This is a genomic window from Nocardia brevicatena NBRC 12119, from assembly GCF_000308495.1.
In the GTDB taxonomy this organism is placed as follows: Bacteria; Actinomycetota; Actinomycetes; order Mycobacteriales; family Mycobacteriaceae; genus Nocardia; species Nocardia brevicatena.
On record NZ_BAFU01000245.1, the window covers coordinates 36195 to 61582 of the forward strand.

Here is a 25388-nt window from a genome sequence, read left to right on the forward strand (position 1 = left end):
AGAAGAGCTCTTCGGTATGAACACCACCCGCGAGAACACCGAACGCCCGGACCTGGCCGCGTGGCGCCGCCGGCACGAGATGCGGCGCTCGAATGCCGCCCGGCCCGTGAGATCCGCCCGCGCCTACACAAGGAAACCGAAGCACGAGCAGGACAGGAGAAAACGCGACGCCTGACCGGCGCCGCGCTTCTCCCCTGTCAGCTTTCCTCGCCGCGGCCGTGGCGGCTGCCGGTATAGGCGAGTTCCCGGACTCGCGCGACGAAATTCGGGACGAGACCGACCTCCGGGGGGTGATTGAGCATGGGGTCGAAGAAGTCGGTGCGATATTCGCCGGGCTCGGCCGGGCGCAACGCCAGCTCACCGAACGTGCCCGGTGCGGAGCCGAGACCCGCGGCCTTCAATTCGAAGAGGGCAAGGTGTTCGCGCAGGTGCTCCTCCATCGCTTCCAGCGAGGGCGTGTCGGGCTGGTCGGCGGCCGGTTCGGCGAAGATCCAGGCCAGGCCCGCGTCGCCGAGTCGGTAGGGCAACAGGGTGCCGTAGCGTGCGCTCTTCCAGCTGCGGGCGACCGTGAACGCGAGGCGGGTGATATTGCCCTGCCCGGTGGTGGCCAGGGCGAAATCCCAAGGGTTTTCGTCGCGGTCGAGGATACGGATGGCGAGTCCGAGGACATCGGGCACACCGTTCGGGAGGCCGGTGCCCTTCGAGAGGCGCCCGATCACCGCCCGATCGCCCGAACCGAACAGCGGTTCGTAGGCGGGCACGGCGCGGAAGCGGCCCGCGAGCGGTATCCCGTTCGGGTGGAAGACCCGTGCGTGCCGGACGCGCGCGAGCACATCGAAGACATTTGTCACCACGGCGGAGGGAAGATCAGGCATCGGAATCCTTTCGACGAGCGGTTTCGGCGGAGCGCCCGGAATCGCCCGGGTCACGCCATTCATCGTTGTCGACCAGTTGGCTGGTCTGCGGTCCCATGAGCAGCATGCCGCCGTCGACGACGAACGACGCTCCGGTCACATATCCGGAGGCGGGCATGGCCAGGAACGCCACCACGGACGCGACTTCATCGGCGTGACCGGGGCGTCCCAGCGGCAGCCCCGGACGGGGCTGGGTGCGCGGGTCGACATCCTCCTGCCCGGTCATCGGTGTCGAGATCTCGCCCGGGGCAACGGAGTTCACGGTGATGTTGTGTTCGGCCAATTCCAGCGCCAGCACTTTGGTGAGAGCGCCGAGCCCGGCCTTGGCGGCGCAGTACGGGGCGGCTCCGACCTTCGGCGCATGCTCGTGCACACTGGTGATATTGATGATCCGCCCGCCGCGACCGGCGTCGATCATATGTTTCGCGGCGCGCTGTGAGCACAGGAACGCCCCATCGAGGTCGACCGACAGCACATGGCGCCAGGTGTCGAACTCCATGTCCATCGCCTTCTGCGCCGAGCCGGTGCCCGCGCAGTTCACCAGGACATCCAGGCCGCCCAGTTCCTCGGCGAGTTCGTCGACGACGGCCGTGCTGGTCGGCAGGTCGTCCAGGTCGAGCCGGCGGACCGCGGGGATCGCGCCACGTTCCCGTACCAGTTCGGCGGTGTGGGCGGCACCCGCTTCGTCCGAGTGGTAGGTGATTCCCACGTCCACGCCGCCACCGGCCAGAGCCACGGCGATCGCGCGCCCGATTCCCGAGTCGGAGCCGGTTACCACGGCGCGCATCGTGGGGTTGATGCGTTCTTTCGGTAAGGGAGCGATAGTAGGCATACTGCCCGGCTACCCGGTCACGTCGAAGTGACACCGGGCAAACGCGCCATCACCGCCATCGGAGAGCTACTCGGCACCGTCGGTGGAGTCCTGACCCACCTCGAACCGGCGCCGGTACAGATCGGCGGCCTCGTCGAGGACCGCCTCGTCCAGGCGGGCGAGGGGTCGGATATCGGTGAGCAGCGGTTCGTGGTCCGGGCCGTAACCGACGATATGACCGGTGAGCAGCCAGGCGTAACGGTCCTGTTGCTCACCGAGGTCGGCATATTGACGGATCCGGCGGGCCACCCACTCCTGCGCGGGGCGCGGCCACCACGCCTCGGGTGCCACGGTGCTCACCGACAGGCCCGGCATATCGATACCGGCCTCGTAGTCGCGGCTGACGGGGTCGCCTTCGGTGTCCTTGCCGGGCCCGTGGGAATAACGGAGAAAGACCGTGTCCGGCGAGCCGGTGATGACCTCGACCACGTCGGACAACCGACGCAATACCGGGAACTCGGCGCCGGGCGACCGGCCGGCGGCACGCCGATGGATCGCGGATGGACCGTCCCCGCCGGCGTCCGAGGAGAACGAAGCACTAGGAAACGGCCTGGCTGACGGCGTTCGGGCCGTCGTAGGTGCGATCGGGCAGTGCGTTGAGGGCGTCGAGCACAGTGTCGTCGGCGCCGTTCGCCTCTGCCGTGGAGATGATCTCGTCCCGATCACACGGGTAGTCGATACCACCGAGGAACTTCTGGATCTGAATCGGACTGACCTGGCTCATGAGATTCGCACAGCTCCTTCCCGGATTCGGTTCGGTCGGCGCCCCCGGTCGGAGTCGGGGAGACGTGGACATCGGACGCTTACCCCTCGGCGTTCGCTGAACCCCGTTCGCCGAACCGGATCGGATACCACCGGTACCTGCCACGTTTGCCCAGATAGGCCCCGGGTAGCCACTGAGCGTTCAAGCCCGGCGGTGATGAGACGTTCCGCGTTCACGGAAGTTCCCGGAAACAGCGAACGGTCCACATGTCGGGCACGGAGACAGTCGAGCCTGGAAGGTGGCAAGGTATGAAGGCTGTGACCTGGCAGGGCAAGCGGAATGTGGCGGTGGACGACGTCCCGGATCCGCGGATCCAGGAACCGACCGACGCGATCGTCCGGGTGACCTCCACGGCCATCTGCGGATCGGATCTACATCTGTACGAACTGCTCGGCGCCTATATGAGCCCTGGTGATGTGCTCGGTCACGAACCGATCGGCCTCGTGGAGGAAGTCGGCTCCGAGGTGCGGACACTTTCCGTCGGCGACCGGGTGGTGGTGCCCTTCCAGATCAGCTGCGGCCGCTGTGTGATGTGCCGGCAGGGGCTGATGACCCAGTGCGAGACCACCCAGGTTCGGGAGCACGGATGCGGGGCGGCGCTATTCGGCTATTCGAAACTGTACGGCCAGGTTCCGGGCGGGCAGGCCGAGTACATGCGGGTACCGCACGCGGATTTCACCCACATTCGCGTGCCCGAGGGCCCGGACGATACCCGCTATCTATTCCTGTCGGATGTGCTGCCCACCGCGTGGCAGGCCGTGGAGTACGCGGATGTTCCCGAGGGCGGATCGGTGACGGTGCTGGGGCTGGGGCCTATCGGTGATATGGCGGCCCGCATCGCGGCGCATCGGGGACTGCGGGTGATCGGCGTGGACCTGGTGCCCGAACGGATGGCCCGGGTCGCGGCCCGCGGTATCGAAACCATCGACCTGCGATCGGTGGGCGACGGCCTGGCCGACGCCATCCGCGACCGCACCGACGGACGCGGTACCGACGCCGTTATCGATGCGGTCGGGATGGAGGCTCACGGTTCGCCGCTGGCGGCGGTCGCCCAACGCGCGACCTCCTACCTGCCCGGTGGGGTGGCCCGCCCCGCGATGAACACCGTGAGCGTGGATCGTCTCGCCGCGCTGCACACCGCGATCGATATCGTCCGGCGCGGTGGCACCATCTCGATTATCGGCGTGTACGGCGGCATGACGGACCCGATGCCCATGCGGATCCTCTTCGACAAGCAGGTCCAGCTGCGGATGGGTCAGGCCAATGTGAAGCGGTGGGCCGACGACATCATGCCGCTGCTCGAGGACAGCGATCCGCTGGGCGTGGAACACTTCGCCACACACCGGCTGCCGATGTCGTCGGCCCCGGACGCCTACCGGATGTTCCAGAGCAAAACCGATGGCGCGGTCAAGGTGATACTCGACCCGGCCGCCTAGCGCTTATCCCCCGCTCGGCGCGCAGCCCGCTTGGCGTCGGCGCGCCCGGCGCCGGCGCCCTTCGCCCGGGCACGCTTCACGTCGGCGCGCCGCTTGGCGCCCGCGGCGAGCAGGGTGCCGACACCGAGCGGGGTGGTCGCGCGGCTCATCGACACCACACGGCCGACCGGCTTCACGGTTCGGCCGACGATCGCGCGCCCGCGGCTTCGGATACGCCGACGCTCGGCGGCCTGCCGGCTCCTGTGCCGCTGCGCCTCGAGCCGACGGCGTGTACTCGCGGACCGTCGAGCGGCCCCCCGCGCCCGCCGCTCCGCCGCGGCACGCCGCTGCGGCATGAGCCGGCGGACGATGAGCCACCCGAGTACCGCGGCCGAAGCCCCGCCGGCGAGGACCGTCACCGGCCGCGCGCGGGTGGCGTCGGCCAGTTGCCGGGTGCGGTCGACCACCGGTGCCGGTGCCGCGGATTCGGCGCGAACGATCAGCTCATGGGCACGCTCGCGGGCCTGGTCTGCGGTCTCGAGGGCACCGTGTTTCGCTTCCCGGACCCGATGCCGGCCCGATTCCGCGATATCGTGTGCCTTCTCCTCGGCGCGGGCGCGGACATCGAATTTGTCGCTCAGTTCCGTGACGGTCTGGCCGAGTTCGCGGCGCAGTCGGTCCCGGTCCTCCCGCAGAAGCTCCGGTTCGTTCGGGTCCCCGTCCCGTCCGGTGTGGGTCATGATCGCCTCCCGCTCGTAATGGTTTCCAGATCGGTGCGAACTTCCTCGGCGGTCCGGCTCGGTATCGGCGGTGCGGCGTCGGTGACGTTCTTCTTTCCGACCACTCCCAGCACCCCCGCCACCAGCAGCAGCGCCGCGCCGACGATCAGCGCCGATGCCCATGCGGGCAGGACCAGGGCCAAGGCCAGCACGGCGGCGGCGATCAACGCCCCACCTCCGTAGAACGCGAGCACTCCCGCGGCGCCGGCCAGGCCCGCGCCCTTGGCGATTCCCTTTGTCCTGTCCATCGTTTCGATCCGGGCCAGCCGGATCTCGTCACGCACCAGCCGGCCGAGCTGGGTGGTGGCGTCGTCGACGAGTTCGGCGATCGAACGTCTATCCGCCGAGGCGTCCCCGTCGACGCGATGTGCCCCCTCGTACCTGTGTGCCATGTTGACCATGGTGTTGTCTCCTCAATCGATCTCTCCGCACGATCCGTGCTTCGACAGCCCCGCGCGAGAGCATGGTGCGGCCCGCCGACCCGCGGCGGGCCGTACCGCTACTCGATGATTCCGGGCTGCTGTCCGGACAGACCGGTGCTCGGCCTCACCTGCCTCGGCAGGAGAGCGCCCAGGGCGATCATCCCGACTCCGAGCCCGAAGTGCAGCCAGTCGTCGGCGGTATCGAGCGGAACGAAATTGGCGGCGCTGTGCTTGTCGACGACCAGACCGTAGATCCACAGCAGGAGGTAGATCACGCCGCCGATGATCAGAAACATGCGGGACGCGGCCACGGTGGACGCGGCGGCCAGACCGACGATGCCGAAGAGCACATGCACGAGATTGTGCAGTACCGAGACCTGGAACAGGCCCAGCAGCTGGGCGTCGGAATGGTAGCCCGCCCATTCGAGGGTGTCGTAGTCGGTGGTGATACCGGGGATGAATCCTGCCACGCCGACCAGCAGGAATACCGCCCCGACCGCCATGGCGGCCAACTGCACCGGCGAACGCGTCGTCACTGCGTTGCTGTAGCGGTTCGACACGAGAATTCGTCCTTTCGTCTCCACGCGGCTGCGACCGCGAACTGTTTCACAGCGCAACCTCGGACGTGGGCCGGGTGCCCGCAGATGTGTTCGACAAACATGTCCGACGTGCGGATCGCGCCCTCAGTGGGCGCCCTGGACCGCGAACCGATCCACCGGATCGCGCTGCCCCACCCCCGACACGATCTCGCGATAGCGCAGGACACCACCCGAGGCGGGATCGAGCGGCGGAGTGTCCCCGCCGGCACCGTCGGCGAAGGCTTCCAGGAACCGCGTGAGCGTGTCCACGGCATCGAACCGAGGGCTCCAGCCCAGCTCCCGGTTGGCGCGGGTCGTATCCATGATCGGCAGGTGCATCATCCCGTCGAACAGGTCCGGAGTCGCCGGCAGCAGCCGCAGCCGCCATCCGAGCGAACAGGCGGCGCGGAAGAACCCGGCCGGTACGGTGACCGTGCGGACCCGCAGCAGGCCACCGATCGTCTCGCGGTCGAGCACCGGATCGGCGGCCAGGTTGAACGGTCCGCGCGCATCCCCGACAATCGCCAGGGCATAGGCGCGCCCCACGTCGGCGCTGTGCACGACCTGCAACCTCAGCCCGCGCGGGTACGGCAGTACGGGCAGCCGTCCGGGTCGCAGCAGCGGATTCGGCGTGAAAGGCCCGGCGAAGAGGCGTCGCTGCTCGCTCGCCGACGTGTTCTGGAAACTGAACGCGGGCCGCATCCGCACCACCCGACATTCGGAATGCTCACCCTCGAAGATGTCGAGAAGCCGCTCCACATAGGACTTTTCCACCATGTAGGAGGCGGCGGCCCAGCCCTCGGTCGGCCAATCCTCCGTGACGGGCACGTCGCCGTCCCGCGGCGAGTAGGCCCCCACCGAGGAAGCGTGGACCAGGGCGGGCACCCGGGCCTGCGCCACGGCGTCCAGGACTCGTGACGTACCGGTCACATTGACGCTCCAGGTGTCCAGGGGCCGGTGGGTCGGCTGGAACAGCCACGCCAGGTGGACGACGGCGTCCGCGCCGCGAAACAGTGTCGTGAGGTCACCGGAGCGTATATCCGCACTCACCCATTCGACCCCGGCACGCTGCGTACTCTCCCGGGTGTGGCTCGGCTTGCGGCGGGCCACACCCAGGATCGACGTCACCTCCGGGAAGTCGGCCAGGGCGTCGAGGACCGCGGTTCCCACATTGCCTGTCGCCCCCACCACTACCACTCGCATCTGTCCTCCTCTGTTGGTCGCCGTGGCGGCTGTCGGTCGCCGTGCGGCGGCATACCCCGGCCCGCGTCGGCGACACAGCGCGGGACGAGGGAAATACCGCGGACTCGCCGGGCGAACGGGTGGGCCGGGCCGGGCGTCGACCCCGTTCCCAGGTTTGAGCGGCACGAACGCGGGTAGTCCGCGCGGAACCGACCGATGCCGAAAGGGGAACCCATATGCCGGACGCACGACAGCGCAAGCGCGTGATCGTGGTGGGTAGCGGCTTCGCCGGCTACGAATGCGCGCGTGGTCTGTGGAAGCGGCTCGCCGCCAAGGCGCCGGATGTCGAGATCGTGATGGTCTCGCCGCACAACTACATGCTGTACACGCCGCTGCTGCCGGAGGTGGCCGGCGGGCTGGTCGACCCACGCTATGTGGCGATCCCGCTGGCCAATACGCTGCCCGGTGTCCAGTACCGCATGGGACGGGTCGAATCGGTCGACTTCGACGCGCAGACGATCACGGTCACCGATTGCGCGCCCGAGATAGCCACGATGCACTGGGACCGTCTGGTCCTCACACCCGGCTCGGTGACCCGGCTCTTCGACATTCCCGGCCTCGCCGAGCACGCCCGCGGGCTGAAAACCGTCGCGGAGGCGTTGTATATCCGCGAGCATTTTCTGCACCAGCTCGAGCTCGCCGACCAAGAGCCGGATCCGGTGCGTCGCCAGGCACGGCGGACCGTGGTCGTGGTGGGGGCGTCCTACGCGGGCACCGAACTGGTCTCCCAATTACGTGCCCTCGCCGATACGTACACCCGGCAGCGCGACCTGGACCCGTCGGCGGTGCGCTTCCTGCTGCTCGATACCGCCGACCGGGTGATGCCGGAGGTGGGACCGAAACTGAGTGCGAAAGCCCTGGAGGTGCTGCGCCGACGCGCGATCGATATCCGACTCGGCACCACGCTGAACCGCCTCACCGAGGACGAGGTCACCCTGACCGACGGCACGACCGTCGGCACCCACACCGTCGCCTGGGTCACCGGCGTGACGGGCGCTCCCATGCTCGAAGGTCTCGGGCTGCCGTTGAACCGCGGCAGGCTCGAGGTGGAAGCCGATCTGAGCGTGCCGGGCCATCCGCATGTCTTCGCCGCCGGTGATGCCGCGGCCGTGCCGGACCTCACCCAGCCCGGGAAGATCACCCCGCCCACCGCCCAGCACGCGGTGCGGCAGGGCCGGACCGTCGCGTGCAATGTCGCGGCGAGCCTCGGGGTCGGCCGGACCCGGAACTATAAACACCGGGATATGGGCCTGGTGGTCGATCTCGGTCCCGGATTCGCGGTGGCCAATCCGCTCGGTGTACACATGTCGGGTCTGCCCGCCAAGGCCGTGACGCGCGGCTACCACCTGCTGGTGGTGCCCCGGGGAGCCAACCGGTGGGCGATCATGTCGGCCTATCTCACGAATCTGGTGAGCGCACGCCCGCTGTCGCTGCTCGGGCTGGTCAGTTCCGACGAGGCCGGGTTCCATTCGAGCGAAGGGATCCCCCGCGAACCCGAGCGGGCGTCCGCAGCGGGGCGTTCTGCCTGATACCGGTTCGGGCCCGCTGATCCTGCTCGGCCCGGTGCCGGCGTTCCCGCTCCCGGTCCCGTAGGTGGCCTTGCGAACGGTGGTGTCGTCCGCCGGCCCCGATCCGACGGCGCCCGCCACGGTGCCGAGGACGCTCGCCATCAACGCGATCGTCGGATAGTCGCCGATACCCGTGGAGCGGCTCGGCACCGCGCCCGGATAGTCGGGTGGGATGACGAGCGCGACACCGGCGAGGGTGAGCAGGAGCAGAGCCGCGAAGAACACGCCCGTGCCGACGGCGACGGTGGCGACGGTCCCGGCGTTGCTCAGCGGGAGTCCGGGACCGTGCACCGTCGGCTCCGCGCGCTCCCACAGGCTATGGCCCGTGATGACCCATACCGCGAGCACGACGAGCGCCGCGACGGCCACCCCGCCAACCGGGGGCCGAGCGCGGTGGACAACTGCCGGACAGGGCGATCGGTGTGGTTCCGGGCGGCTCAACCCTGATCCGGTTCTTCTTCACCCTCGGCCTGATCCGGCTGGGGCCGTACTCGTTCCGGCTGCAGCATTTCGGGATCGGCGTCGGGGTCCTGCTCCGGGTCGTACCGGTTCTCGGGTTGGTCGGAATCATGCCGTTCACTCATCGAAAACCTCCGGCTCCGGGATTCACAACGGGAGGAGAGGATCGTGCCCCAACGACATGAGGCGACGCCGCCACTCGTCCTTGCCGGCCCGCGGCTCGAGGTCGGACTCCGGCCCCCGTGCGGCGGTGATCTCGTCCACCGCTGTGCGCATCACCGCAATATCGTCTGTGTCCAGATCGGTCCGGCGTTTGCCGAGGATCGCCAGGATATGCCGGCCGATCTCCGGCCCGGAGCGGTCCGGTTCCGTCTCGGCGCGGGCGTTCGCGCCTTCGGTGCCCGGCGACTACCCGCGCCGTAATGCGCCAAACCTCGGCGCATGGGTGGCGCGGGCGCCGGGCATCCGGTGTCACACCAGTTTGCGGGGGATTCTGCGGTGCCAGTTCTGCGAGTACACCCGCTGCTGCGCGGTCCGCGGGTCGGCTCGGGACCCGCCCAGTTCGAACGCGTCCAACTGGGCGTCGATCACGAACTCCGAGGCGGTGCAGCGCAGAACGGTCCGGGTGACGACCTCGGTCCGCCAGTCGTCGCGTTCGAGGCGGCGCACGGTGTGCGTTTCGCCCTGGACGGAGTCGACGTCGTTACCGCGGAAACTGAACCACTCGGTTGTGGCGCGCCGCACCACGGTGCCGATGTCGTCGAGCCGGATGGTGCCCTGGTCGTTCTTGATCTCCAGGGTGGAGACACCGGTGGCCAGGTCCCGTTCGACCTTCCAGTGGTGTTCGCCGGGCTGCAGGCGGGTGGCCGGCATCACAGGCGCGGCCTCCGGCGGCTCGAACGGGTGCAGCCGGTCGTCCTCGGCACTCGGGGGGCGTTGCGGCAGGGTCAGCGTACTGGCGCCCGTGCGCACCGAGAGCATGACCGGTTCCGGTGACGGCCACGCCAGCGGCCAATACGACGAGGACAGCGAGAGCCGGATACGGTGCCCATTTACCGGCGAACATGCCCACACTCAGCGGCGACTGCACCCGCAGCCGGCGCGGTGTCACCTCATCGGGGTTCTCGGTCAGCGACCAGCGGTCGAGGGTGTAGCGGTGAGGCCGGATATTCGGCGAGGGCCAACTCGGCTCGCCCACCCACCGGCCGGGCCGGTCCGCATACGAGGATTGGGGCGAGACGCTGTCCTGCATCCAGGCCCGCAGCATCGGTTCGTCCATGATCCCGGTGTCGCGGCCTTTGAGCCAGTGGTCCCACCAGCGCACCAATTCCTGCAGGAAGCCGATCGCGGGCCCGGGAATCCCCAGGTGCGGGTATTTGTGGCCCCAGGGCCCGATCAACCGCGGCACGTCGAGGTGTTCGAGCAGCCGGAAGATCGCGTTGGTGTAGCCGTCGGCCCACCCGCCCACGGTCAGGACCGGGCAGTGCACCGCACTGTAGTCCTCGTTGACCGAGGCACGTTTCCAGTAGTCGTCCCGGTGCTGGTGCTCGAGCCACTGATCGATCCACAGCCCGCTGCCCGCCAGCCGTTCGTGCCACATCTCGCGCCAGCGGTCACCGACGATGGCCGGATCGGGCGGCATACTGTTGAACGCGAACATCACCGTCGCCTCGGACAGGTTGTCCGACAACAGGCATCCGCCCATGTAGTGCATATTGTCGACGTAGAGGTCCTCGGTGGCGGAGGCACTCATGATCGCCTTCAGCGCGGGCGGCCGCTGCGCGGCCACTTGGAGGCTGTTGAAACCGCCCCAGGAGATATCCCCATCATGCCGACATTGCCGTCACACCACGGCTGCGCGGCCAGCCATTCGATGACATCGCAGGCGTCGGCGTGCTCGGTGGGCAGGTACTCGTCGGTGAGCACACCGTCGGAATCGCCGCTGCCGCGCAGATCCACTCGGACGGCGACGTAGCCGTGCCCGGCCAGGTAGGGGTGGTTGAGCGCGTCACGGGCCCGGGTGAGGTCGCGCTTGCGATACGGGATGCACTCGAACACCGCCGGCAGCGGTTCGTCGGTTACCGGCCGCCAGATGCGTGCCGCCAGCCGCACCCCGTCGCGCATCGGGATGAAGACGTTCTCGATTTCACGTATCTCGTATCGGTCTCGGCGTCCCACATGAACTCCGAGTTGAAGCAGCCGTTGTCGTATCCGACGTGCCGCAGATAGCGCTCGGTGAGGTCGATCACCCGCTGTTGGATCTCTTCGGGCACACTGCACGCCGGATAGTCGAGCCGGCAGAAGCTGTGGCCTGTTTCGTCCTTGCGCATGTCGAACACCCCGTGCACGTGGTATTCGCCCTGGAATATCGAGCCCTCCGGGGCGACCTGGGTGCCGGTGACGACCTCTTCGGCCAGGCAGGTGCGGCCCCCGGCCACGCGGACCTCCTCCGGGAGTTCCACCCGGGAAAGCACCTGGTCGAACGGGTCGGCGATCCTGCCTATCTCCTTTCGGATGGCGGCGATCGCTTCCGCGAACTGTTCGGCGTCGGCCACCTCCACCCCCAGCTGCGACGAGTGGGCCTTGATCGGTTTGACCCAGAAGGGGAACGGGATGTCGATCCGTTCCAGAGCGTCCGGATCGAAGGGGTCGAACGCGCAGAACTTCGGCACGCACTCGGGCACGACTTCCGATTGCAGGACCCGACTCCACAGCTTGTGCTCGTTGCGGATCACACTCTCGAGGGTGGGCGATGGCAGACCGTACTCGGCCGCGAGGATCGGGACGAGAACACTGGTGGGGAAATCCCAGTGGGCGATGATCGCATCGATACTGCCGTCAAACGCCCGCAGTTCGGCGCGGGCCCGTTCGAGAAGTTCATCGAAATCGAATTCTTCGGCGGAGACCAATGACTCGTAGTCGAGCAGCCCGTGCAGTCGAAGCTCCGGGATATCGACCGTTTCGATCTCCTGCCGCTGGAGCGACGTGAGACCGGGTACAAAGATGTTCACCGTCATTTCTGCGGTATTGCCTCGCTCCGATCACCGAAACATAACGCTCCAAGGCATCCGAGCAGAACTGCTCCCCATGGGGCCGTAGGCCGGGCCGGGACAGCGCGGGGTTCCCTCGAACCCACCGGCGCGCACGCGCGGCTACCGCGGTCGTTCGGCACGGCGGGGTCTGCCGAGCGCGATACCGAGCGCGGCGACCGCACACCCGGCCATCGCATAGACCGGCTGCAGGCTGCCCGCGGTACCGACCAGCACCCACTGGGCGGCGATCCATCCGACCAGCAGCAGACCACTGGTCAACGCCAGCATCGGCGCCAGCGGATTCCTTCGGGCCGCGCCGACCGACGTCCAGGACATGGGTACGGCCACGATCAGTGCGAGTAGGAGCGCGCCCACCGGCGAGCCGCGGAAGGGGATGCGGGCATCGGCTTCGACCAACCCGACGGCCAGGCCGAGAGCGCCGATCACCGCACACACCGCCATGACCCCCGACAGGAGATACAGCGCGGTGCGGCGTCCATCGGTCGCATAGGAGGTCGGGAAGGCACTCATCGCGGCGCCGCTCGTTCGCCGACCGGTGCGGTCCCGACAGTGCCGGTCGTCATCGGTGGCGGTGTCCTCGGCCTCGGCATTCCGGACCACGGGCTCGACCGGCGACGGCGGGGAGTCCCCGAGGTCGGGGTCCTTCGCCGGGGTGGCGGCCGGTCTGTTCGACATCCCTAGGCTGAAGGTGTCGGTCGCCGGGAGCACGAACGTCGGCGCGGCGAACGGATGCAGCTCCCGACCGTCGAAAACCCAATACCAGGGCAGGCGGTCGCCCGGCGTGGAAGCGCCGGCGGGCGGGACGACCTCACCGGGGCCGGCATCGGTCGGTCCTTCGTCCATAGTGACGACGCTAGGCGGCGAACATCGATCCGAAACGAGTCGAAGGTCCCGGGTTTCCCCATCGGGGACCCCATCCGTTCTCCGGCGGACGAGGGACCTTCGCCCCTAGCGCGGACCCCACTACCGGGGCAGGGCCCGCGCCACCTCCCTATCCCGCGATCGCCGCGAAGCCCGCGCGGAGATCGGCGAGGATATCGTCGATCCCCTCCACACCGACCGCGAGCCGCACGAGTCCCGGGGTGACCCCGGAGGCGAGCTGCTCTTCGGGGGTCAGCTGGGAATGCGTTGTCGAGGCCGGATGGATCACCAGCGACCGCACGTCACCGATATTGGCGACATGGCTGTGCAGGGTGAGCGCCTCGACGAATTTCTTACCCGCGTCGACACCGCCCGCCAGCTCGAACCCGATGATCGCGCCGGTCCCCTTCGGCGCCAACCGGCGGCCGCGCTCGTACCACGGCGAGGACGGCAGACCGGCGTAATCCACCCGGGTGATTCCCGGCTGCTGTTCGAGGAACTCGGCGACCGCCTGCGCGTTGCTCACATGCCGCTCCACCCGCAGGCTCAGTGTTTCCAATCCCTGACTGATCAGGAACGCGTTGAACGGCGAGATCGAGGCGCCGACATCGCGCAGCAGCTGCACCCGGGCCTTCAGCGCGTAGGCGGGAGCGCCGAGGTCGGCGTACACCACACCGTGATAGCTGGGGTCGGGCTCGACGAAACCGGGGAATCGGGGCGCGTCACCGGCCCGGACGGCCCAGTCGAAGGTGCCGCCGTCGACGATCACACCGGCGATGGCCGCCCCGTGGCCGCCCAGGTACTTCGTCGCCGAATGCACGACGATATCGGCGCCGTGCTCGAACGGCCGGAGCAGATACGGGGTGGCGACGGTGTTGTCCACGATCAGCGGAATCCCGGCGCCGTGCGCGATCTCCGCGATCCCGGGGATATCCAGGATATGACTCTGCGGGTTGGATACCGTTTCGCCGTAGAACGCCTTGGTGTTCGGCCGAATCGCCGCGCGCCACTGATCCAGGTCGTCCGGATCGTCCACGAACGTGACCTCGATACCCAGTTTCGGCAGCGTGTAGTGGAACAGGTTGTAGGTGCCGCCGTACAGCCGGGGGCTGGAGACGATCTGGTCGCCCGCCCCGGCGAGGTTGAGGATCGCGAAGGTTTCGGCGGCCTGCCCGGACGCCAGCAGCAACGCCGCGACCCCGCCTTCCAACGCGGCGATGCGCTGCTCCACCGCGTCCTGGGTCGGGTTCATGATCCGGGTGTAGATATTGCCCGGTTCGGCCAGTCCGAACAGCGCGGCGGCATGATCGGTGTCACGGAAGGTGTAGGACGTGGTCTGATAGATCGGCAGGGCGCGCGCGTGGGTGCCCGCGTCCGGCGCCTGCCCCACATGGATCTGTTTGGTTTCGAAGCTCCAGGCGGCGGTCGGGTCGGCCGGCTGCGGGGATTCGGTCATCGGGAGGAACTCCTATCGGTTGTTTTCCACTTCAAGGGGGCGACGGCTGATTTGTATTCCGCGGAGCCGCGGACCGTCGGTTGCGTGGGCGGACACCGGGCAGGCGCATCCCGCGGACACCGCGGCTCGGTGCGGCGTGTCGAGGCTACGCGGCCGGGAATCCGGTGGCGATGATTCGGCTCACCGTGAACCCAACCGGGACACCTTCCCGACGCCACCACGACGGTGGGCGAGCCTATCCGGAGGTCGTGACCGCCGGCGCGGGCGGGGTGGTCACCGTGGTCGTTTCGCCGCTGGTCGTGCCGCCTTCCTCGCCTCCCCCGTGGTTGTTTCCCTCGGCGCCGGCTCCGTCGCCCGTGGTGGGCACGGGCACGGACGTACCGGTGGTCGTTTCGGGAGCGGGCACGACGGAACTCGATTCCGATGGCGGTGCCGGCGGCTCCGGAGGCCTCGGCGGCGGCTCCGTGGACCCCGATGGCGACTGCCCGGGTTCCGGGGGCGGTTGCGATGGGTCGGGCTCGGCTACCGGGGCGCCGCCACTCGGCGGCCCGACCGTGGAGGCGGGGCCGGGCACCGATACATCGGGGCCGATCCCGACGACCGGACTCGACTCGATCACCGATACGGCGGTACCCGCAACGGCCGGCGGGGGACTCGGCTCGGACACGGCGTAACCCGGATCGGTCACCGGTCCCACGGTGCCGGTCTGCGTCGGAGACACAGTGCTCGCTCCCCCGTCGCCGGCGCCGGCGGTGCCGGCCCCCTCGCGTGACATATTCAGCGCCAGAGCCGCCGACGACGCCATTGCCACGGCGGCCGCCACGGCCACGAGTCGACGCCGACGGCCCCCGGGGCGGCCCGCCGTATCGATATCAGCGGTGCCGACCGCCGTGGCGGCCGGCACCGGGTTCGCCTCCGGCGGTTGCGCGGCGCTCGGAACCACGAGATCGATCAGCGCCGTCCGCGCCGCCGCCATGAGCGCGCCGGCGGAAGCGTAGCGGTCCTCGGGGTCTTTCGCCATGCCCGTGGCGATCACCGCGTCGAATACCGAGGGCAAACCGGCCTGCGAGGGCCGGGGCGGCGCTTCGGTGAGGTGTGCGGTGATCTGCCGCTCGACGCTGTCACCGGAGAACGGTTTGCTCTGGGTCAGGCATTCGTAGAGCACACACGCCAGCGAGTACACATCCGAACGCGCGTCGACGGTGTCGTGTGCGAGCCGTTCCGGCGCCATATAGGCGAAGGTGCCGATCATCGCGCCGGTGGTGGTCAGGCCGGTGTCCGTAGCGACGCGGGCGATCCCGAAATCGATCAGATAGGCGAAATCGGCGGGTGTGACGAGGATGTTCGAGGGTTTCACATCGCGGTGCACCAGCCCGGCGCCGTGCGCGGCGTCCAGGGCGTCGGCGATCTGGGCGAGCAGCGCCACCGCGCGGGCGGGTTCCAGCGGGCCCTCGTCCGAGAGCAGCAGACCCAGATCGGTCCCCTCGACCAGGCGCATGTCCAGGAACAGTCGTCCGTCGATCTCACCGTAGTCGTGGATCGGGATGACATGCGGTTCGGTAAGGCGTGCCGTGGTCTGCGCCTCACGCCGGAAACGCGTGCGGTACACCGAATCGTCGGCGAACTGCGGGGCCAACACCTTCACCGCGACGATGCGGTCGGTTCCCGTGTCATAGGCGCGATGCACCTGTCCCATGGCGCCCGCCCCCAAGAGTTCGAGCAATCGATATCGGCCGAACGGCGTGCCTTCCACCAGACACGCTTATCACACCGACGGGTAAACCGCCGAGCCCCAGGACTCTTCGACAGCCGAAACCGGTCGGGTTCACCGGGGGACCGCTGCTATCACAGGTTTCCGCCTCCCCGTCGATAGCGGATCGTGAGAGATATCGCAGCGGGCCGGGCGAGCACGGCGGAGCGTATGGCGTGTATCACCTCGCCGCCACCCAGGCGCTGCTGCCGAGCCCCTTCGACAACGGAATCGTGGACGCGTCGTCGAATATCGCCCGCCAGGCCATCGAATCAGGTCACGCCATCCGCCTCTGAGCCCACTCCCCCGACTCGCGACCGTCCTCGGCCGAGGCGCCGGGTTCACAACCGGGCTTCGCTCGGCATTCCGATCGCCGCCCCCTCGGACGCGAAGGCCCGAATCATGGCGTCCTGCGTGAACGACGCCAGCAGCCGCCCGTCCTCGGTACAGACCTGACCGCGCACGTAGGCCGTGCCCGCGCCCGCGAAGGTGCTCTCGTGGTGGTAGCGCAGCCATCCGCCCCACCCGACGGGATCGTGGAAGGTCACCCCGATTCCCATCGGCGCGGTGGACAGTGTGTGGTGGGCCTGCGCGGTACCGACGCCGGCGTGCGGGCGCAGGGAGGTGGAGATCCCGAGGTGACCGGTGAAGTGCGCCAGCAGGGCGCGGCGCAGTTCGTCCCGTTCGGGAACGGTGTCGTAGCGCAGCCAGGCGTCCACGATGGGCGGGCCGACCTCGTCGGGATTGTCGATATCCGTGACGCCGACGATGCGCACCTCACGGCCCGGCAGTGCAAGGCTGCGGGCCGGCTGCGCCACCTCGGGCCCCACGATGGGCGGACGGGACGCCCGGTCGTGGCGGATCACATCAGGTTGGGGATCGTCCAGCAGCACGGTGGTATTCGTGCAGAGGCGGGTGCCCTGCCGGGCCGTGACCGTGGCGCTGGCGACACTGCGCCCCACCCGGATCGGGGTCACGGTGAACTCTAGCCTGCGCGCCGGATCGGCCACGGAGACGAAGAGGGCGTGCGCCGAGCGCACGGCGCGACCGGGCAGGGATTTGTGCGCGGCCACCAGTGACTGCGCCAGGATCTGGCTACCGTCGACCACCCGACGCGCTCCGCCGTCGCTGCCCCCGGAGAACTGGGTCGGGTCCACCGAATCCGGCTCGACATCGAAGATGTCGAGCATCCGCTTCAGCGACGACTCGGTCATGAACGTCCTCCTGTGTAGCGGCCCGCGCCGATCGTCACCCGAATCTGGTCCTGGTCGAACCCGATATAGCCGGCCGGCCGAGCCACCTGCGGGAACGGTTCCGGATAACTCCGGGCGATACCGCGATCCCCGCCGGCGGCCGGACGCCAGTACACCGCCTGCCCTTTGAACGGGCAGACGGTGCGGATGCCGATCGGTTCCGGATGCGAGAAATCCACCGCGTCCCGCGGAAAGTACACGGCCAGTCCGTGGTCCTGTTCGTCCACGATCGGACGGGCGTCACTGTGCGCGAGCCGGATATCTCCGTACCGGGCGGACATGACATCGGTGCGGACGAGCGGGTCGACCCGGTAGTCGGGTCGCTCCTGATACATCGACCGGATGGGTTCCTCGCTCATACGGACTCCGGAGACTCGGTGGTGCACGGGCAGATTCGGCTCGTCCGCGAGCATATTCCAGAGCGGGGGCACAGGCGGCGCCGCGTCGGGAATCACCGGGCGGGCCGGAACGCCGGCGCACTAATGACATAGAACACAGAGGAGAATTACATTCTCCAATTACGAGATCCAAGGACCGATCGTGAAGATCGGGAGCGCTGTCGACATGATCTCGCCACTCGCGGCAGGGAACTCGTCCGCCGGCGACCGACCGCGGATCATCACCGGCCGGCACGAGCACCACGGCCCTACACTCACCGCATGAGCTCATCGGACAGTGGAGATACCGGCGCGTTGGACGGCATCCGAGTGCTCGAGGTCGGCACGCTGATCTCGGGCCCGTTCGCCGGTCGCCTGCTCGGCGATATGGGTGCCGAGGTGATCAAACTCGAACCACCCGGTTCCCCCGACCCGCTGCGCACATGGGGTCAGGCCGAACTCGACGGACACCACTTCTTCTGGACGGTGCACGCCCGCAACAAGAAGGCCGTCACGCTCAACCTGCGCGAGCCCGCCGGCCGCGAGCTGTTCCTGGAATTGGTGGAACGCTGCGACATCGTCGTGGAGAACTTCCGGCCCGGCACCCTGGAGAAATGGGGTCTCGACTATGAGACGCTACGCGCGCGCAACCGCGGCATCATCCTGGTCCGGGTGTCCGGCTACGGTCAGACCGGTCCCGATGCACACAAGGCCGGTTACGCTTCGGTCGCCGAAGCCGTCAGCGGCCTGCGCCATATGAACGGTTTCCCCGGCGGGCCGCCACCGCGGCCGGCCCTCTCGCTGGGCGACAGCCTGGCCGGCATGTTCGCGGTCCAGGGCGCGCTGGCCGCGCTCTACCGGCGCACCCTCACCGGGGAGGGGCAGATCGTCGACACCGCGCTCACCGAATCCTGTCTGGCCGTCCAGGAATCCACCATCCCCGACTACGATATCGGCGGCGTGGTGCGCGGACCGTCCGGCACTCGCCTGGAGGGCATCGCGCCGTCGAATATCTACCGCACTGCCGACGGCAGCTGGGTGGTGATCGCCGCCAACCAGGACACCGTCTTCCGCCGCCTGTGCGCGGCGATGGACCGGCCCGAACTGGCGACGGACGAACGATTCGCCACCCATACCGCCCGGGGACGCAACCAGGACGAACTGGACAAGATCATCGGCGACTGGGCGGCCGGCCGCCGGCCCGACGACATCATCGCCACGCTCAACGCAGTCGGGGTGATCAGCGGACCCATCAACACCGTCGCCGAGGTCGTCGACGATCCGCAGCTGCGCGCCCGCGGGATGATCGCCGAACACTACGACGAACGTATCGGGCGCACCGTCCTCGGCCCGGGAATCGTCCCGGTGCTGTCCGGCACCCCGGGCACGATCCGCAACGCCGGACCCGCCACCCCCGGACAACACAACGACGAGATCTACACCGGGTTGCTCGGCAAAACGGAGGCGGAACTGGAAGCGCTGCGGAACGAGGGGGTGCTGTAACCGCCTTCCGTGTCCGACCACAGTGTGGATCACCGGGCGACACAACGCGTGGGGCCGGTGACCATCGGCAAGCGGCCCCTGTACCCCACCGCCGTACAACCCGCTCGGCCGTACTCCCGCTGTTGGAGAGATGCGAGAATGGCCACAGCAATTGCGACCAACGCCACTACGGGCTGGGCTCGGCGGAATTCCTCGGTGGGAACCCGAACCGGCGGATGAGATACCAGGGACCAGAGATGACGAACACCGACGGAGACAGCGGCAAGAAAGCCGCCCAGGCCGTGCTGCTCGAGGAAGGTGAGACGCCCGACGGAATCAGAAAAGACGGAAACAAAATCCTTCCGATCAAGGTAGAGCACGTCTGGAAGGTCACACTGGTGTGCCCATCCGGTGCGTCGCCCGCATTGAAGGCGGCCATCCGCGACCCCAAGAAGGGCGCCGAGGTCATCATTCAGAAGGCGGTCGACGTACTCGGCAGCGGCGCACCCGTTCCTCCTCCCACATCCAAACCCCCACTGGTAATGAGAGCGGGTCCTTACAAGGTCGGCGAGGGTGAGATCAACCCGGCGTACCAGAAAACCGTGAGCACGGCCCGCAACCGCCAGGATTCCCTCCTCGGCATGGACGATCAGGTTGCCAGTACTTCGGCGGTCGTTGCCGATCGACAACGTTTCGCCCTATCGATGATCAAGAACATCGTCACCCAATTTAATTTGATAATGTCGCTTTTTAATGGTCGCAAACTCTCCAAAGCGGAGAATACGCAACTTATCAAATTTGTTGAGGACACAGTGGAGCAGGTCAATGGCCTGATGACGCACACGTCCAATGAGAATGTGCAACTCGCCAAAGACCCCGGTAGCACCGGCACCAAACCGGGCATCCCCGCCGCCGAGACCGTCGCCGGAACCGGGACTGGAACCGGGACTGGGACCGGAACCGGGACTGGAACCGGAACCGGAACCGGGACTGGAACCGGGACCGGAACTGGAGCTGGGACCGGAGCTGGGACCGGAGCCGGAAGCGGCGACGGCGGGATCGGCTCCATAGCCTCCTCCCTAGTCCAGGCACTGATGATGCCGCTCATGATTGCTGCACCAGTGCTCAGCAGCGTACTTCCCGAACTGCTGCCCAAAGAAGGCGAAGAGGCGCCCCCGGCGGACGAATCCGGCGCCCCGACGCCCAAAGATCCCACGTCAGTGGTACCCCTTGCCGCGGAAACCACGGTTACCGCCCCGGACAACGGACAACCGGTCTCGCTCCCGTCACTTACCGGCCTCGGCCGATCCGCCGTATCCCGACGCGATACCCGGCAGGCAGCCCACGGCAACGATGCACCACCGACCGAGGACGGCCAGGACGTCGTCGCCGAGCCGGCGTTCGAACAGGGGTGAGGAATGCGGCCTCGCCGATCCGGCCGACCTTTCCGGACTACGTGGACAGGGCCGTCACAATGGCGGTGGTCGCCTCGGCGAGGGGCACATTGTTGTTCGGCGCATCGGACAGGTTCGTGGTCGAATCGCTGAGCAGGATGAGCAGTAGCGGATCACCGTTCGGTGACCGGACCACGCCGGCGTCGTTCACGGTTCCGTAACTGCCGGCGCCGGTTTTGTCGGCCGAGGTCCACCCGTCGGGCAGACCCTTTCGGATGCGTTCGCCCGAGGTGATGTTCGCGAGCATCCAGTCGGTGAGGATGCGCTGCCGGGCCGGGGTGAGGGCGGCGCCGAGCAACAGCTCCCGGTAGCCGATGCCCAGGCCCGCCGGGGTAGTGGTGTCGCGCAGGTCGCCACGTTCGGCGCTGTTGAGGGCCGGTTCCCAGCGGTTGAGGACGGTGGCGTTATCGCCCAGGGTGCGGGCGAACTCGGTGATGGCGCGGGGACCGCCCAACCGGCCGAGTATGAGGTTGGCGGCGGTGTTGTCGCCGCGGGTGAGCGCCGCTTCGCACAGTTCGGTCAAGGCCACGGCGCGGCCTTGGGCGGGCTCGGTCACGGGCGAGTTCTCCACGACCTCGTCCGGCTCGATCCGCACCCTGTCGTTCAGGCTCAGCCGGCCCTGCTGCTCCTGACGCAGCAGCGCCGCGACCGCGTACACCTTGAAGGTGGAGCACAGGGCGAACCTTTCGTCGGCGCGTCTGATGTAGGCGAGCTCGCGCCGAGGATCGACCGCGTGGACGCCGAGTCGGACGCTGTGCCGGTCTTCCAACTCGGCGAGTGTGATGTCGAGTCCGGCGAATGGGGTATCGGGCGCCGGCGCCGGCGCCGGCCGGTGCACGGAGGGCGCGGTGGCGGCGGTGGTGCCGCAGGCGGCGCCGGCGGAGAGGACGGAGACCGCCAAGGCGGCGCGGAAGAAGCGGCGGCGGTCGAACGGCGCGGGATGGATGCTCGGTGTGGAGGTCACCGTGGCAGGACACCACCGCGAGGGCACGGAGGCCAATATCCGAGCGGTGTGTCCGCGAGTCGTTGTCGATATCGTCGCATATGGGCACGGTCGTATCGCGGCCGACGCCGATCGGGCGCGGGCGCGAGCGTCAGGGCACCGGTCGCGCTGGTTCAATGACGACATGGACCTGATCCGCCACCTGCGCTTTTTCGTCTCCGTTGCGGAGGAGGGTCATTTCGGCCGGGCGGCGGCCGCGCTGGATATGACGCAACCTCCACTGTCACAGGGGTTGCGACGGCTGGAACGGCGCCTCGGTGTCGATCTCGTGCACCGCACCCGCCACGGGGCGGTGCTCACCCCGGCCGGACTGGAACTGCTGCCGCGGGCCCGATTGTTGGTCGACGACGCCGAACGGCTGCTCGCCGAGGCGCAGCGGATCGCGCGCACGCGCGGGACCGTGCACTGGGGCACGGCGCAGGCCCTGCCGGACCGGGTGATCACCGCGTGCGTGACCGCGTTACGTGGCGAACGTGGCGGAGAGGCCGGTGTCCACCACCGTGGGAGCGACGGTGGACCTGGTATCGCAGGTGCGATCCGGGCTGTGCGATGTGGCGGTGATCGAACATCCCGCCCTGGTCGACGGGGTCGAGGCCGGGCCGGTGGTAAAGGTGCCGCGGTGGATCGCGGTACCGGACGGGCACCGCTGCGCCGACGCCGAACGCCCCACTTTCCCGATGCTGGCCGGATTGTCGTTCGCCGCGCCGCCGCGAGCCGCCAACCCACCGGCCTTCGACACCGTCCGTGACCTCCTGCGTGAACGGGGGCTGGATATGCCGACGGTGACGGTGCGCGACGACCGCGGTGTGCTCGCCGCTGTCGCGGCCGGAACGTGCTTCGGCCTCACCGCGTTCCCGCCCGCCCCCACCCCCGGTGTGACCTGGGTACGGATGGCACCGCAGGCGACGGCGCTGCGGGTTCGCGTCGTGCGTCGGGCGGGGGCCGAGACCCATGCCGACGCCCTCGACCGAGTGCTGTACCGGGAGCGGCTGCGGTGAGCGTCGAGGACCGGATCCGCGCGGTATTCGCCGACGCCGGCTGTACCGGATGGCTGCACGCGCGCCGCTGCGACGGTTCCGACGACGAGGTCTCGGTCGCCGGGTACGACCGTGTCGTCACCGCCTCCACCTACAAGCTGGTATTGCTCCTCGCGTTCTGTCACGCCGTCGACACCGGGCGGATCGATCCGCGAGAGCCTGTCACCGTCATACCGGCCGAGTGCACGCCGGGCCCGACCGGGATTTCCGCCCTGCGTGATCCGGTCACCATGAGCAGGCGTGATCTGGCGACCTCGATGATGACCGTGTCCGACAACGCGGCCGCCGATCTCCTGCTCGACGAGGTGGGTCTCGGCGCTGTCGAGGCACTGTTGACCCGGGTGGGCCTGGCCGGGACGCGGATCGTCGGCGGTACCGCCGATGTCCATCGGAGTCTGATCCGCGATACCGATACCCACACCACCGCCGAGGCCTTCGCCGCGCTGGCCGACAATGACGAGGCGTGGACGGTGTCCGCCTACGATCCCGCCTTCACCAGCTCCTCGACGCCGGAGGAGATGACCCGCCTGCTGCTCGCGGTGTGGACGGGAGCCGTCGTATCGGTCGAGCAGACCGGGTTCGTCCGCGCCGTGATGCGCAGCCAGGTCTGGCCGCACCGCATCGCCTCCGCCTTTCCGCATCGCGGGGTGACGGTGGCGGGGAAGACCGGGACCATCGGGGTGATCCGCAACGAGGTGGCGGTGGTCGAATTCCCCGGCGAGTACCCGGTCGCCGTGGCGGTGTTCACCCGGGCGGCACGCGCCGATCCGATGCTGCCCGTCGTCGACGCGGCCATTGCCGAATCGGCGCGAATCGCCGTCACCGAGTTGCGCCGCGTGGCGATGTAATTCGCCGGCGAGCGGAACACCGGTGATGTACCGGGATTCGTCAGAGGGTTTCGGGTTCCGCGACCTGTTCGAGGTATTCCTCGAGGAGTTGCCATTGAACGCCACCGGCAAGGTCATGAAGGATCGGCTGAGGTGGCCGACCGAGAGAAAGCGAGTGCGGATGACCCACTTCCCCGACTTCGAGGCACTACGTGCGGCGGTGGGCACCGAACTCGGTGTCAGCGACTGGATCGAGATCGACCAGCGGCGTATCGATCTGTTCGCCGAGGCGACCGATGACCACCAGTGGATTCATATCGACCCGGAACGAGCGGCACAGGGCCCGTTCGGCGCCACCATCGCCCACGGTTTCCTCACCCTCTCACTGCTCGTCCCGCTCGGGCAGGAGGTGATGAGCGTAGGCGGGGCGCGGATGGGCATCAACTACGGGTTGAACCGAGTCCGGTTCATCACCCCGGTCAGGGTCGGCAGCCGCGTGCGGTGTTCGGTGAAACTCACCTCGGTGACCGATATTCCGGGTGGGGTGCAGATCGAACGCGCCTTCACGATCGAGGTGGAGGGCTCCGAGAAGCCCGCCTGCCTCGCCGAGCACATCTCCCGAATCATGGCCTGGCCACGCTCCGAAACGTCCCTGTCGACATCTCCACCATGACGCGCAGAGAGTACGCCGCCAAACACGCGAGCCGCGCACATCACCGAGCGCCCTGCCCGACTCGGTGGGCACTCGGGTTCACGCGGTCTTGGCGTCCTCCCGGCCGGGAACGACCGGCATTCCCCCTGCGGCGTGATGCGCCGCTCCGATGGGTCCCTGCTGCACAGGTACTTGCCCCGCTACGCGACAAGGCTTACGGTCCCTCCGCAGGTGTTCGACCCCTCGGCGCGTCCCGCAGCGGGGATGGTCGATCGGGCAGGCGGCCTGGCAGTCGATCACGGTTACGAGAATCGTAGTGTCCGCCTCGCGGGTTGTGAGATGGCCGGCGCGCTGGTCTGCGCTGCCTCGCGGACGGGTCGATACCGTTGACGCACCAGGCGTTCGGCGGACCTGAACTCCTGCCGACCGTTCCAGGGTGCCGCGTGGGCCACCGCTCCGGCCGGAGCCCCTGGGCCGGCAGACCACCGTGAACGGTATCCCCGGCCGACGACGGACACCGCCCCGGCTAATTCGCCGGGTTCACCATGCGACGCTCGGCCAGAGCGACCAGCTTGTCGACAGTCGGCGGCAACTCCTTCGACAGGATCGCGCGCATGATCGGACGCAGGATGAGCGTGGTCGGGCCACCCACGCTGATGTCGAAGGTGACCTCGCATCCGTCATCGGTGGCCTCGATCCTGTGCACCCAATCCATCCTTCCGCCCAGCGGGAGGAAGAAACGATCCGTATAACGCTGCAAGTGAACGCATTCGATGATCTCCCAGGCACGCTCGGGCTGCCCCTTCAACTTCACCCGGCCGCGCCCACCCAACTCGAACGACCCGCTGATCGACTCCAGCGCATCGTCCCAGCGAGGCCGACCGGGGATATCGGCGAACAATTCCCAGACGTCCTCGGGGGTGGCGGTGGTTGTACGGGTGACAGTGATGACCTTCATGGCGGGTCCCTTCGTTCCTGCGCCGAGGTGAGCGTTGACACACTCGGACTCAGACATTTGTATTAGACATTTGTACTATAGCTTGACCAGCGTGGAATGCAACAGTGATTCGGCTGCCAACGCCGAACGGCCACCATCGGGCAAAGCCCGAGGGGATCACAGCCAGGAATACCGACTACTCGGACAGCGGTCCCCGGTCCGGTACCCCGAAAGA

At 68.2% G+C, this 25388-nt stretch carries 28 protein-coding genes and 4 pseudogenes; 9 read left to right on the forward strand and 23 right to left on the reverse strand.

Features of this window, described 5'->3' with window-relative positions; all coding sequences use genetic code 11:
- Positions 1–16 precede the first annotated feature (16 nt).
- Entirely contained in the window at positions 17–175 is a 159-nt protein-coding gene (locus ON20_RS37540; RefSeq protein ID WP_169332409.1) for a hypothetical protein, read from the forward strand.
- A 22-nt stretch (positions 176–197) separates the two neighbouring features.
- Here the strand turns inward: ON20_RS37540 and ON20_RS30605 are convergent, their stop codons facing one another.
- The 4 genes from ON20_RS30605 to ON20_RS30620 all read right to left on the reverse strand — a co-directional run bounded on the left by ON20_RS30605 (position 198) and on the right by ON20_RS30620 (position 2509).
- Positions 198–875, reverse strand: coding sequence for a catalase family protein (locus ON20_RS30605; RefSeq protein WP_040841515.1), 678 nt, complete (start codon positions 873–875; stop codon positions 198–200).
- Positions 868–1746, reverse strand: a complete 879-nt coding sequence (locus ON20_RS30610) for an SDR family oxidoreductase (protein ID WP_083865518.1) — start codon at positions 1744–1746, stop codon at positions 868–870. Before ON20_RS30610 ends, ON20_RS30605 begins: the two co-directional genes overlap by 8 nt.
- 66 nt (positions 1747–1812) lie before the next feature.
- Positions 1813–2280, reverse strand: coding sequence for a DUF6098 family protein (locus tag ON20_RS30615; RefSeq protein WP_040841577.1), 468 nt, complete (start codon positions 2278–2280; stop codon positions 1813–1815).
- A 43-nt stretch (positions 2281–2323) separates the two neighbouring features.
- A complete protein-coding gene (locus tag ON20_RS30620) occupies positions 2324–2509 on the reverse strand; it encodes a DUF2795 domain-containing protein (protein WP_040841578.1) in 186 nt (61 codons plus the stop codon).
- Positions 2510–2796: 287 nt separating this feature from the next.
- On the opposite strand from ON20_RS30620, the gene ON20_RS30625 reads away from it, so the two are divergent.
- A complete protein-coding gene (locus tag ON20_RS30625; protein ID WP_040841517.1) occupies positions 2797–3984 on the forward strand; it encodes a zinc-dependent alcohol dehydrogenase in 1188 nt (395 codons plus the stop codon).
- Here ON20_RS30625 and ON20_RS30630 read toward each other — a convergent pair.
- The 4 genes from ON20_RS30630 to ON20_RS30645 form a co-directional block, all read right to left on the reverse strand.
- The gene (locus tag ON20_RS30630) at positions 3981–4703 is read right to left on the reverse strand and encodes a DUF3618 domain-containing protein (RefSeq protein WP_040841518.1); all 723 of its coding nucleotides are present in this window, start codon (positions 4701–4703) and stop codon (positions 3981–3983) included. The genes ON20_RS30625 and ON20_RS30630 overlap by 4 nt on opposite strands.
- Positions 4700–5134 carry a phage holin family protein gene (locus ON20_RS30635; protein WP_040841580.1) on the reverse strand — a complete coding sequence of 145 codons (435 nt, stop codon included), beginning with the start codon at positions 5132–5134 and terminating at the stop codon, positions 4700–4702. The genes ON20_RS30630 and ON20_RS30635 overlap by 4 nt, the downstream gene beginning before the upstream one ends.
- 107 nt (positions 5135–5241) lie before the next feature.
- On the reverse strand, positions 5242–5667 hold the full coding sequence (locus ON20_RS30640; protein ID WP_083865539.1) for a DUF4383 domain-containing protein: 426 nt from the start codon (positions 5665–5667) through the stop codon (positions 5242–5244).
- 180 nt (positions 5668–5847) lie between these two features.
- Entirely contained in the window at positions 5848–6945 is a 1098-nt protein-coding gene (locus ON20_RS30645; RefSeq protein ID WP_040841520.1) for an NAD-dependent epimerase/dehydratase family protein, read from the reverse strand.
- Between the two features lie 215 nt (positions 6946–7160).
- Between ON20_RS30645 and ON20_RS30650 the strand changes: the two genes are divergently transcribed.
- Positions 7161–8513 (forward strand): NAD(P)/FAD-dependent oxidoreductase, encoded by a 1353-nt coding sequence (locus tag ON20_RS30650; protein WP_040841522.1) that lies wholly within the window; start codon positions 7161–7163, stop codon positions 8511–8513.
- Positions 8514–8989: 476 nt separating this feature from the next.
- Here the strand turns inward: ON20_RS30650 and ON20_RS37545 are convergent, their stop codons facing one another.
- From ON20_RS37545 to ON20_RS30690, 12 genes and pseudogenes are all read right to left on the reverse strand, one after another.
- Positions 8990–9136, reverse strand: coding sequence for a hypothetical protein (locus ON20_RS37545; protein WP_086009110.1), 147 nt, complete (start codon positions 9134–9136; stop codon positions 8990–8992).
- A 22-nt stretch (positions 9137–9158) separates the two neighbouring features.
- Positions 9159–9395 (reverse strand): annotated as a pseudogene (locus ON20_RS30655) (DUF3140 domain-containing protein); the annotation flags it as partial.
- An 87-nt stretch (positions 9396–9482) separates the two neighbouring features.
- Entirely contained in the window at positions 9483–9755 is a 273-nt protein-coding gene (locus ON20_RS39520; protein ID WP_245547580.1) for a hypothetical protein, read from the reverse strand.
- A 246-nt stretch (positions 9756–10001) separates the two neighbouring features.
- Positions 10002–10085 (reverse strand): annotated as a pseudogene (locus ON20_RS40770) (hypothetical protein); the annotation flags it as partial.
- Positions 10086–10104: 19 nt separating this feature from the next.
- Positions 10105–10764, reverse strand: a pseudogene (locus tag ON20_RS41170) (CocE/NonD family hydrolase); the annotation flags it as partial.
- A gap of 8 nt (positions 10765–10772) precedes the next feature.
- Complete coding sequence (locus ON20_RS39525; protein WP_245547582.1) at positions 10773–11135, reverse strand: CocE/NonD family hydrolase; 363 nt, start codon at positions 11133–11135, stop codon at positions 10773–10775.
- Complete coding sequence (locus ON20_RS30665; RefSeq protein ID WP_245547583.1) at positions 11090–12022, reverse strand: ATP-grasp domain-containing protein; 933 nt, start codon at positions 12020–12022, stop codon at positions 11090–11092. Before ON20_RS30665 ends, ON20_RS39525 begins: the two co-directional genes overlap by 46 nt.
- A 141-nt stretch (positions 12023–12163) precedes the next feature.
- The gene (locus ON20_RS30670) at positions 12164–12907 is read right to left on the reverse strand and encodes a hypothetical protein (protein ID WP_040841523.1); all 744 of its coding nucleotides are present in this window, start codon (positions 12905–12907) and stop codon (positions 12164–12166) included.
- A 148-nt stretch (positions 12908–13055) separates the two neighbouring features.
- On the reverse strand, positions 13056–14381 hold the full coding sequence (locus ON20_RS30675) for a bifunctional o-acetylhomoserine/o-acetylserine sulfhydrylase (RefSeq protein ID WP_040841524.1): 1326 nt from the start codon (positions 14379–14381) through the stop codon (positions 13056–13058).
- 235 nt (positions 14382–14616) lie between these two features.
- Complete coding sequence (locus ON20_RS39530) at positions 14617–16134, reverse strand: serine/threonine-protein kinase (RefSeq protein WP_083865519.1); 1518 nt, start codon at positions 16132–16134, stop codon at positions 14617–14619.
- Between the two features lie 338 nt (positions 16135–16472).
- Positions 16473–17345, reverse strand: a complete 873-nt coding sequence (locus ON20_RS30685; protein WP_040841525.1) for an acyl-CoA thioesterase — start codon at positions 17343–17345, stop codon at positions 16473–16475.
- Positions 17342–17743, reverse strand: coding sequence for a DUF427 domain-containing protein (locus ON20_RS30690; protein ID WP_040841585.1), 402 nt, complete (start codon positions 17741–17743; stop codon positions 17342–17344). Before ON20_RS30690 ends, ON20_RS30685 begins: the two co-directional genes overlap by 4 nt.
- 300 nt (positions 17744–18043) lie before the next feature.
- On the opposite strand from ON20_RS30690, the gene ON20_RS30695 reads away from it, so the two are divergent.
- Positions 18044–19264 (forward strand): CaiB/BaiF CoA transferase family protein, encoded by a 1221-nt coding sequence (locus tag ON20_RS30695; RefSeq protein WP_040841526.1) that lies wholly within the window; start codon positions 18044–18046, stop codon positions 19262–19264.
- 236 nt (positions 19265–19500) lie between these two features.
- Positions 19501–20658: a hypothetical protein gene (locus ON20_RS30700; protein WP_040841527.1), complete on the forward strand. Its 1158-nt coding sequence runs from the start codon at positions 19501–19503 to the stop codon at positions 20656–20658.
- A 37-nt stretch (positions 20659–20695) separates the two neighbouring features.
- Here the strand turns inward: ON20_RS30700 and bla are convergent, their stop codons facing one another.
- Entirely contained in the window at positions 20696–21661 is a 966-nt protein-coding gene (bla, locus tag ON20_RS30705) for a class A beta-lactamase (RefSeq protein WP_245547584.1), read from the reverse strand.
- A gap of 163 nt (positions 21662–21824) precedes the next feature.
- Here bla and ON20_RS41175 point away from each other — a divergent pair.
- Positions 21825–21950 (forward strand): annotated as a pseudogene (locus ON20_RS41175) (helix-turn-helix domain-containing protein); the annotation flags it as partial.
- Here the strand turns inward: ON20_RS41175 and ON20_RS41180 are convergent.
- Positions 21924–22106 carry a hypothetical protein gene (locus tag ON20_RS41180; RefSeq protein ID WP_438803459.1) on the reverse strand — a complete coding sequence of 61 codons (183 nt, stop codon included), beginning with the start codon at positions 22104–22106 and terminating at the stop codon, positions 21924–21926. The pseudogene ON20_RS41175 and the gene ON20_RS41180 sit on opposite strands and share 27 nt — an antisense overlap.
- An 82-nt stretch (positions 22107–22188) precedes the next feature.
- On the opposite strand from ON20_RS41180, the gene ON20_RS41185 reads away from it, so the two are divergent.
- Genes ON20_RS41185 through ON20_RS30720 form a run of 3 tightly spaced genes read left to right on the forward strand, consistent with a single transcriptional unit; the run spans position 22189 to position 24237 of the window.
- Positions 22189–22698, forward strand: a complete 510-nt coding sequence (locus tag ON20_RS41185; protein WP_438803458.1) for a LysR substrate-binding domain-containing protein — start codon at positions 22189–22191, stop codon at positions 22696–22698.
- Positions 22695–23585, forward strand: coding sequence for a serine hydrolase (locus tag ON20_RS30715; protein WP_040841528.1), 891 nt, complete (start codon positions 22695–22697; stop codon positions 23583–23585). Before ON20_RS41185 ends, ON20_RS30715 begins: the two co-directional genes overlap by 4 nt.
- A 25-nt stretch (positions 23586–23610) precedes the next feature.
- A complete protein-coding gene (locus ON20_RS30720) occupies positions 23611–24237 on the forward strand; it encodes a MaoC family dehydratase (RefSeq protein ID WP_306306886.1) in 627 nt (208 codons plus the stop codon).
- Positions 24238–24742: 505 nt separating this feature from the next.
- On the opposite strand, the gene ON20_RS30725 is transcribed toward ON20_RS30720, so the two are convergent.
- Positions 24743–25174: an SRPBCC family protein gene (locus tag ON20_RS30725; RefSeq protein ID WP_051163661.1), complete on the reverse strand. Its 432-nt coding sequence runs from the start codon at positions 25172–25174 to the stop codon at positions 24743–24745.
- Positions 25175–25388 lie beyond the last annotated feature (214 nt).

Excerpts from the sequence above, each read along its gene's own strand:
- ON20_RS37540 (WP_169332409.1), top strand. The coding sequence starts at position 17 with ATGAACACCACCCGCGAGAACACCGAACGCCCGGACCTGGCCGCGTGG.
- ON20_RS30605 (WP_040841515.1), bottom strand. The coding sequence starts at position 875 with ATGCCTGATCTTCCCTCCGCCGTGGTGACAAATGTCTTCGATGTGCTC.
- ON20_RS30610 (WP_083865518.1), bottom strand. The coding sequence starts at position 1,746 with ATGCCTACTATCGCTCCCTTACCGAAAGAACGCATCAACCCCACGATG.
- ON20_RS30620 (WP_040841578.1), bottom strand. The coding sequence starts at position 2,509 with ATGAGCCAGGTCAGTCCGATTCAGATCCAGAAGTTCCTCGGTGGTATC.
- ON20_RS30625 (WP_040841517.1), top strand. The coding sequence starts at position 2,797 with ATGAAGGCTGTGACCTGGCAGGGCAAGCGGAATGTGGCGGTGGACGAC.
- ON20_RS30630 (WP_040841518.1), bottom strand. The coding sequence starts at position 4,703 with ATGACCCACACCGGACGGGACGGGGACCCGAACGAACCGGAGCTTCTG.
- ON20_RS30635 (WP_040841580.1), bottom strand. The coding sequence starts at position 5,134 with ATGGCACACAGGTACGAGGGGGCACATCGCGTCGACGGGGACGCCTCG.
- ON20_RS30640 (WP_083865539.1), bottom strand. The coding sequence starts at position 5,667 with ATGGCGGTCGGGGCGGTATTCCTGCTGGTCGGCGTGGCAGGATTCATC.
- ON20_RS30645 (WP_040841520.1), bottom strand. The coding sequence starts at position 6,945 with ATGCGAGTGGTAGTGGTGGGGGCGACAGGCAATGTGGGAACCGCGGTC.
- ON20_RS30650 (WP_040841522.1), top strand. The coding sequence starts at position 7,161 with ATGCCGGACGCACGACAGCGCAAGCGCGTGATCGTGGTGGGTAGCGGC.
- ON20_RS37545 (WP_086009110.1), bottom strand. The coding sequence starts at position 9,136 with ATGAGTGAACGGCATGATTCCGACCAACCCGAGAACCGGTACGACCCG.
- ON20_RS39525 (WP_245547582.1), bottom strand. The coding sequence starts at position 11,135 with ATGCGCGACGGGGTGCGGCTGGCGGCACGCATCTGGCGGCCGGTAACC.
- ON20_RS30670 (WP_040841523.1), bottom strand. The coding sequence starts at position 12,907 with ATGGACGAAGGACCGACCGATGCCGGCCCCGGTGAGGTCGTCCCGCCC.
- ON20_RS30675 (WP_040841524.1), bottom strand. The coding sequence starts at position 14,381 with ATGACCGAATCCCCGCAGCCGGCCGACCCGACCGCCGCCTGGAGCTTC.
- ON20_RS30685 (WP_040841525.1), bottom strand. The coding sequence starts at position 17,345 with ATGACCGAGTCGTCGCTGAAGCGGATGCTCGACATCTTCGATGTCGAG.
- ON20_RS30690 (WP_040841585.1), bottom strand. The coding sequence starts at position 17,743 with ATGAGCGAGGAACCCATCCGGTCGATGTATCAGGAGCGACCCGACTAC.
- ON20_RS30695 (WP_040841526.1), top strand. The coding sequence starts at position 18,044 with ATGAGCTCATCGGACAGTGGAGATACCGGCGCGTTGGACGGCATCCGA.
- ON20_RS30700 (WP_040841527.1), top strand. The coding sequence starts at position 19,501 with ATGACGAACACCGACGGAGACAGCGGCAAGAAAGCCGCCCAGGCCGTG.
- ON20_RS30720 (WP_306306886.1), top strand. The coding sequence starts at position 23,611 with ATGTACCGGGATTCGTCAGAGGGTTTCGGGTTCCGCGACCTGTTCGAG.
- ON20_RS30725 (WP_051163661.1), bottom strand. The coding sequence starts at position 25,174 with ATGAAGGTCATCACTGTCACCCGTACAACCACCGCCACCCCCGAGGAC.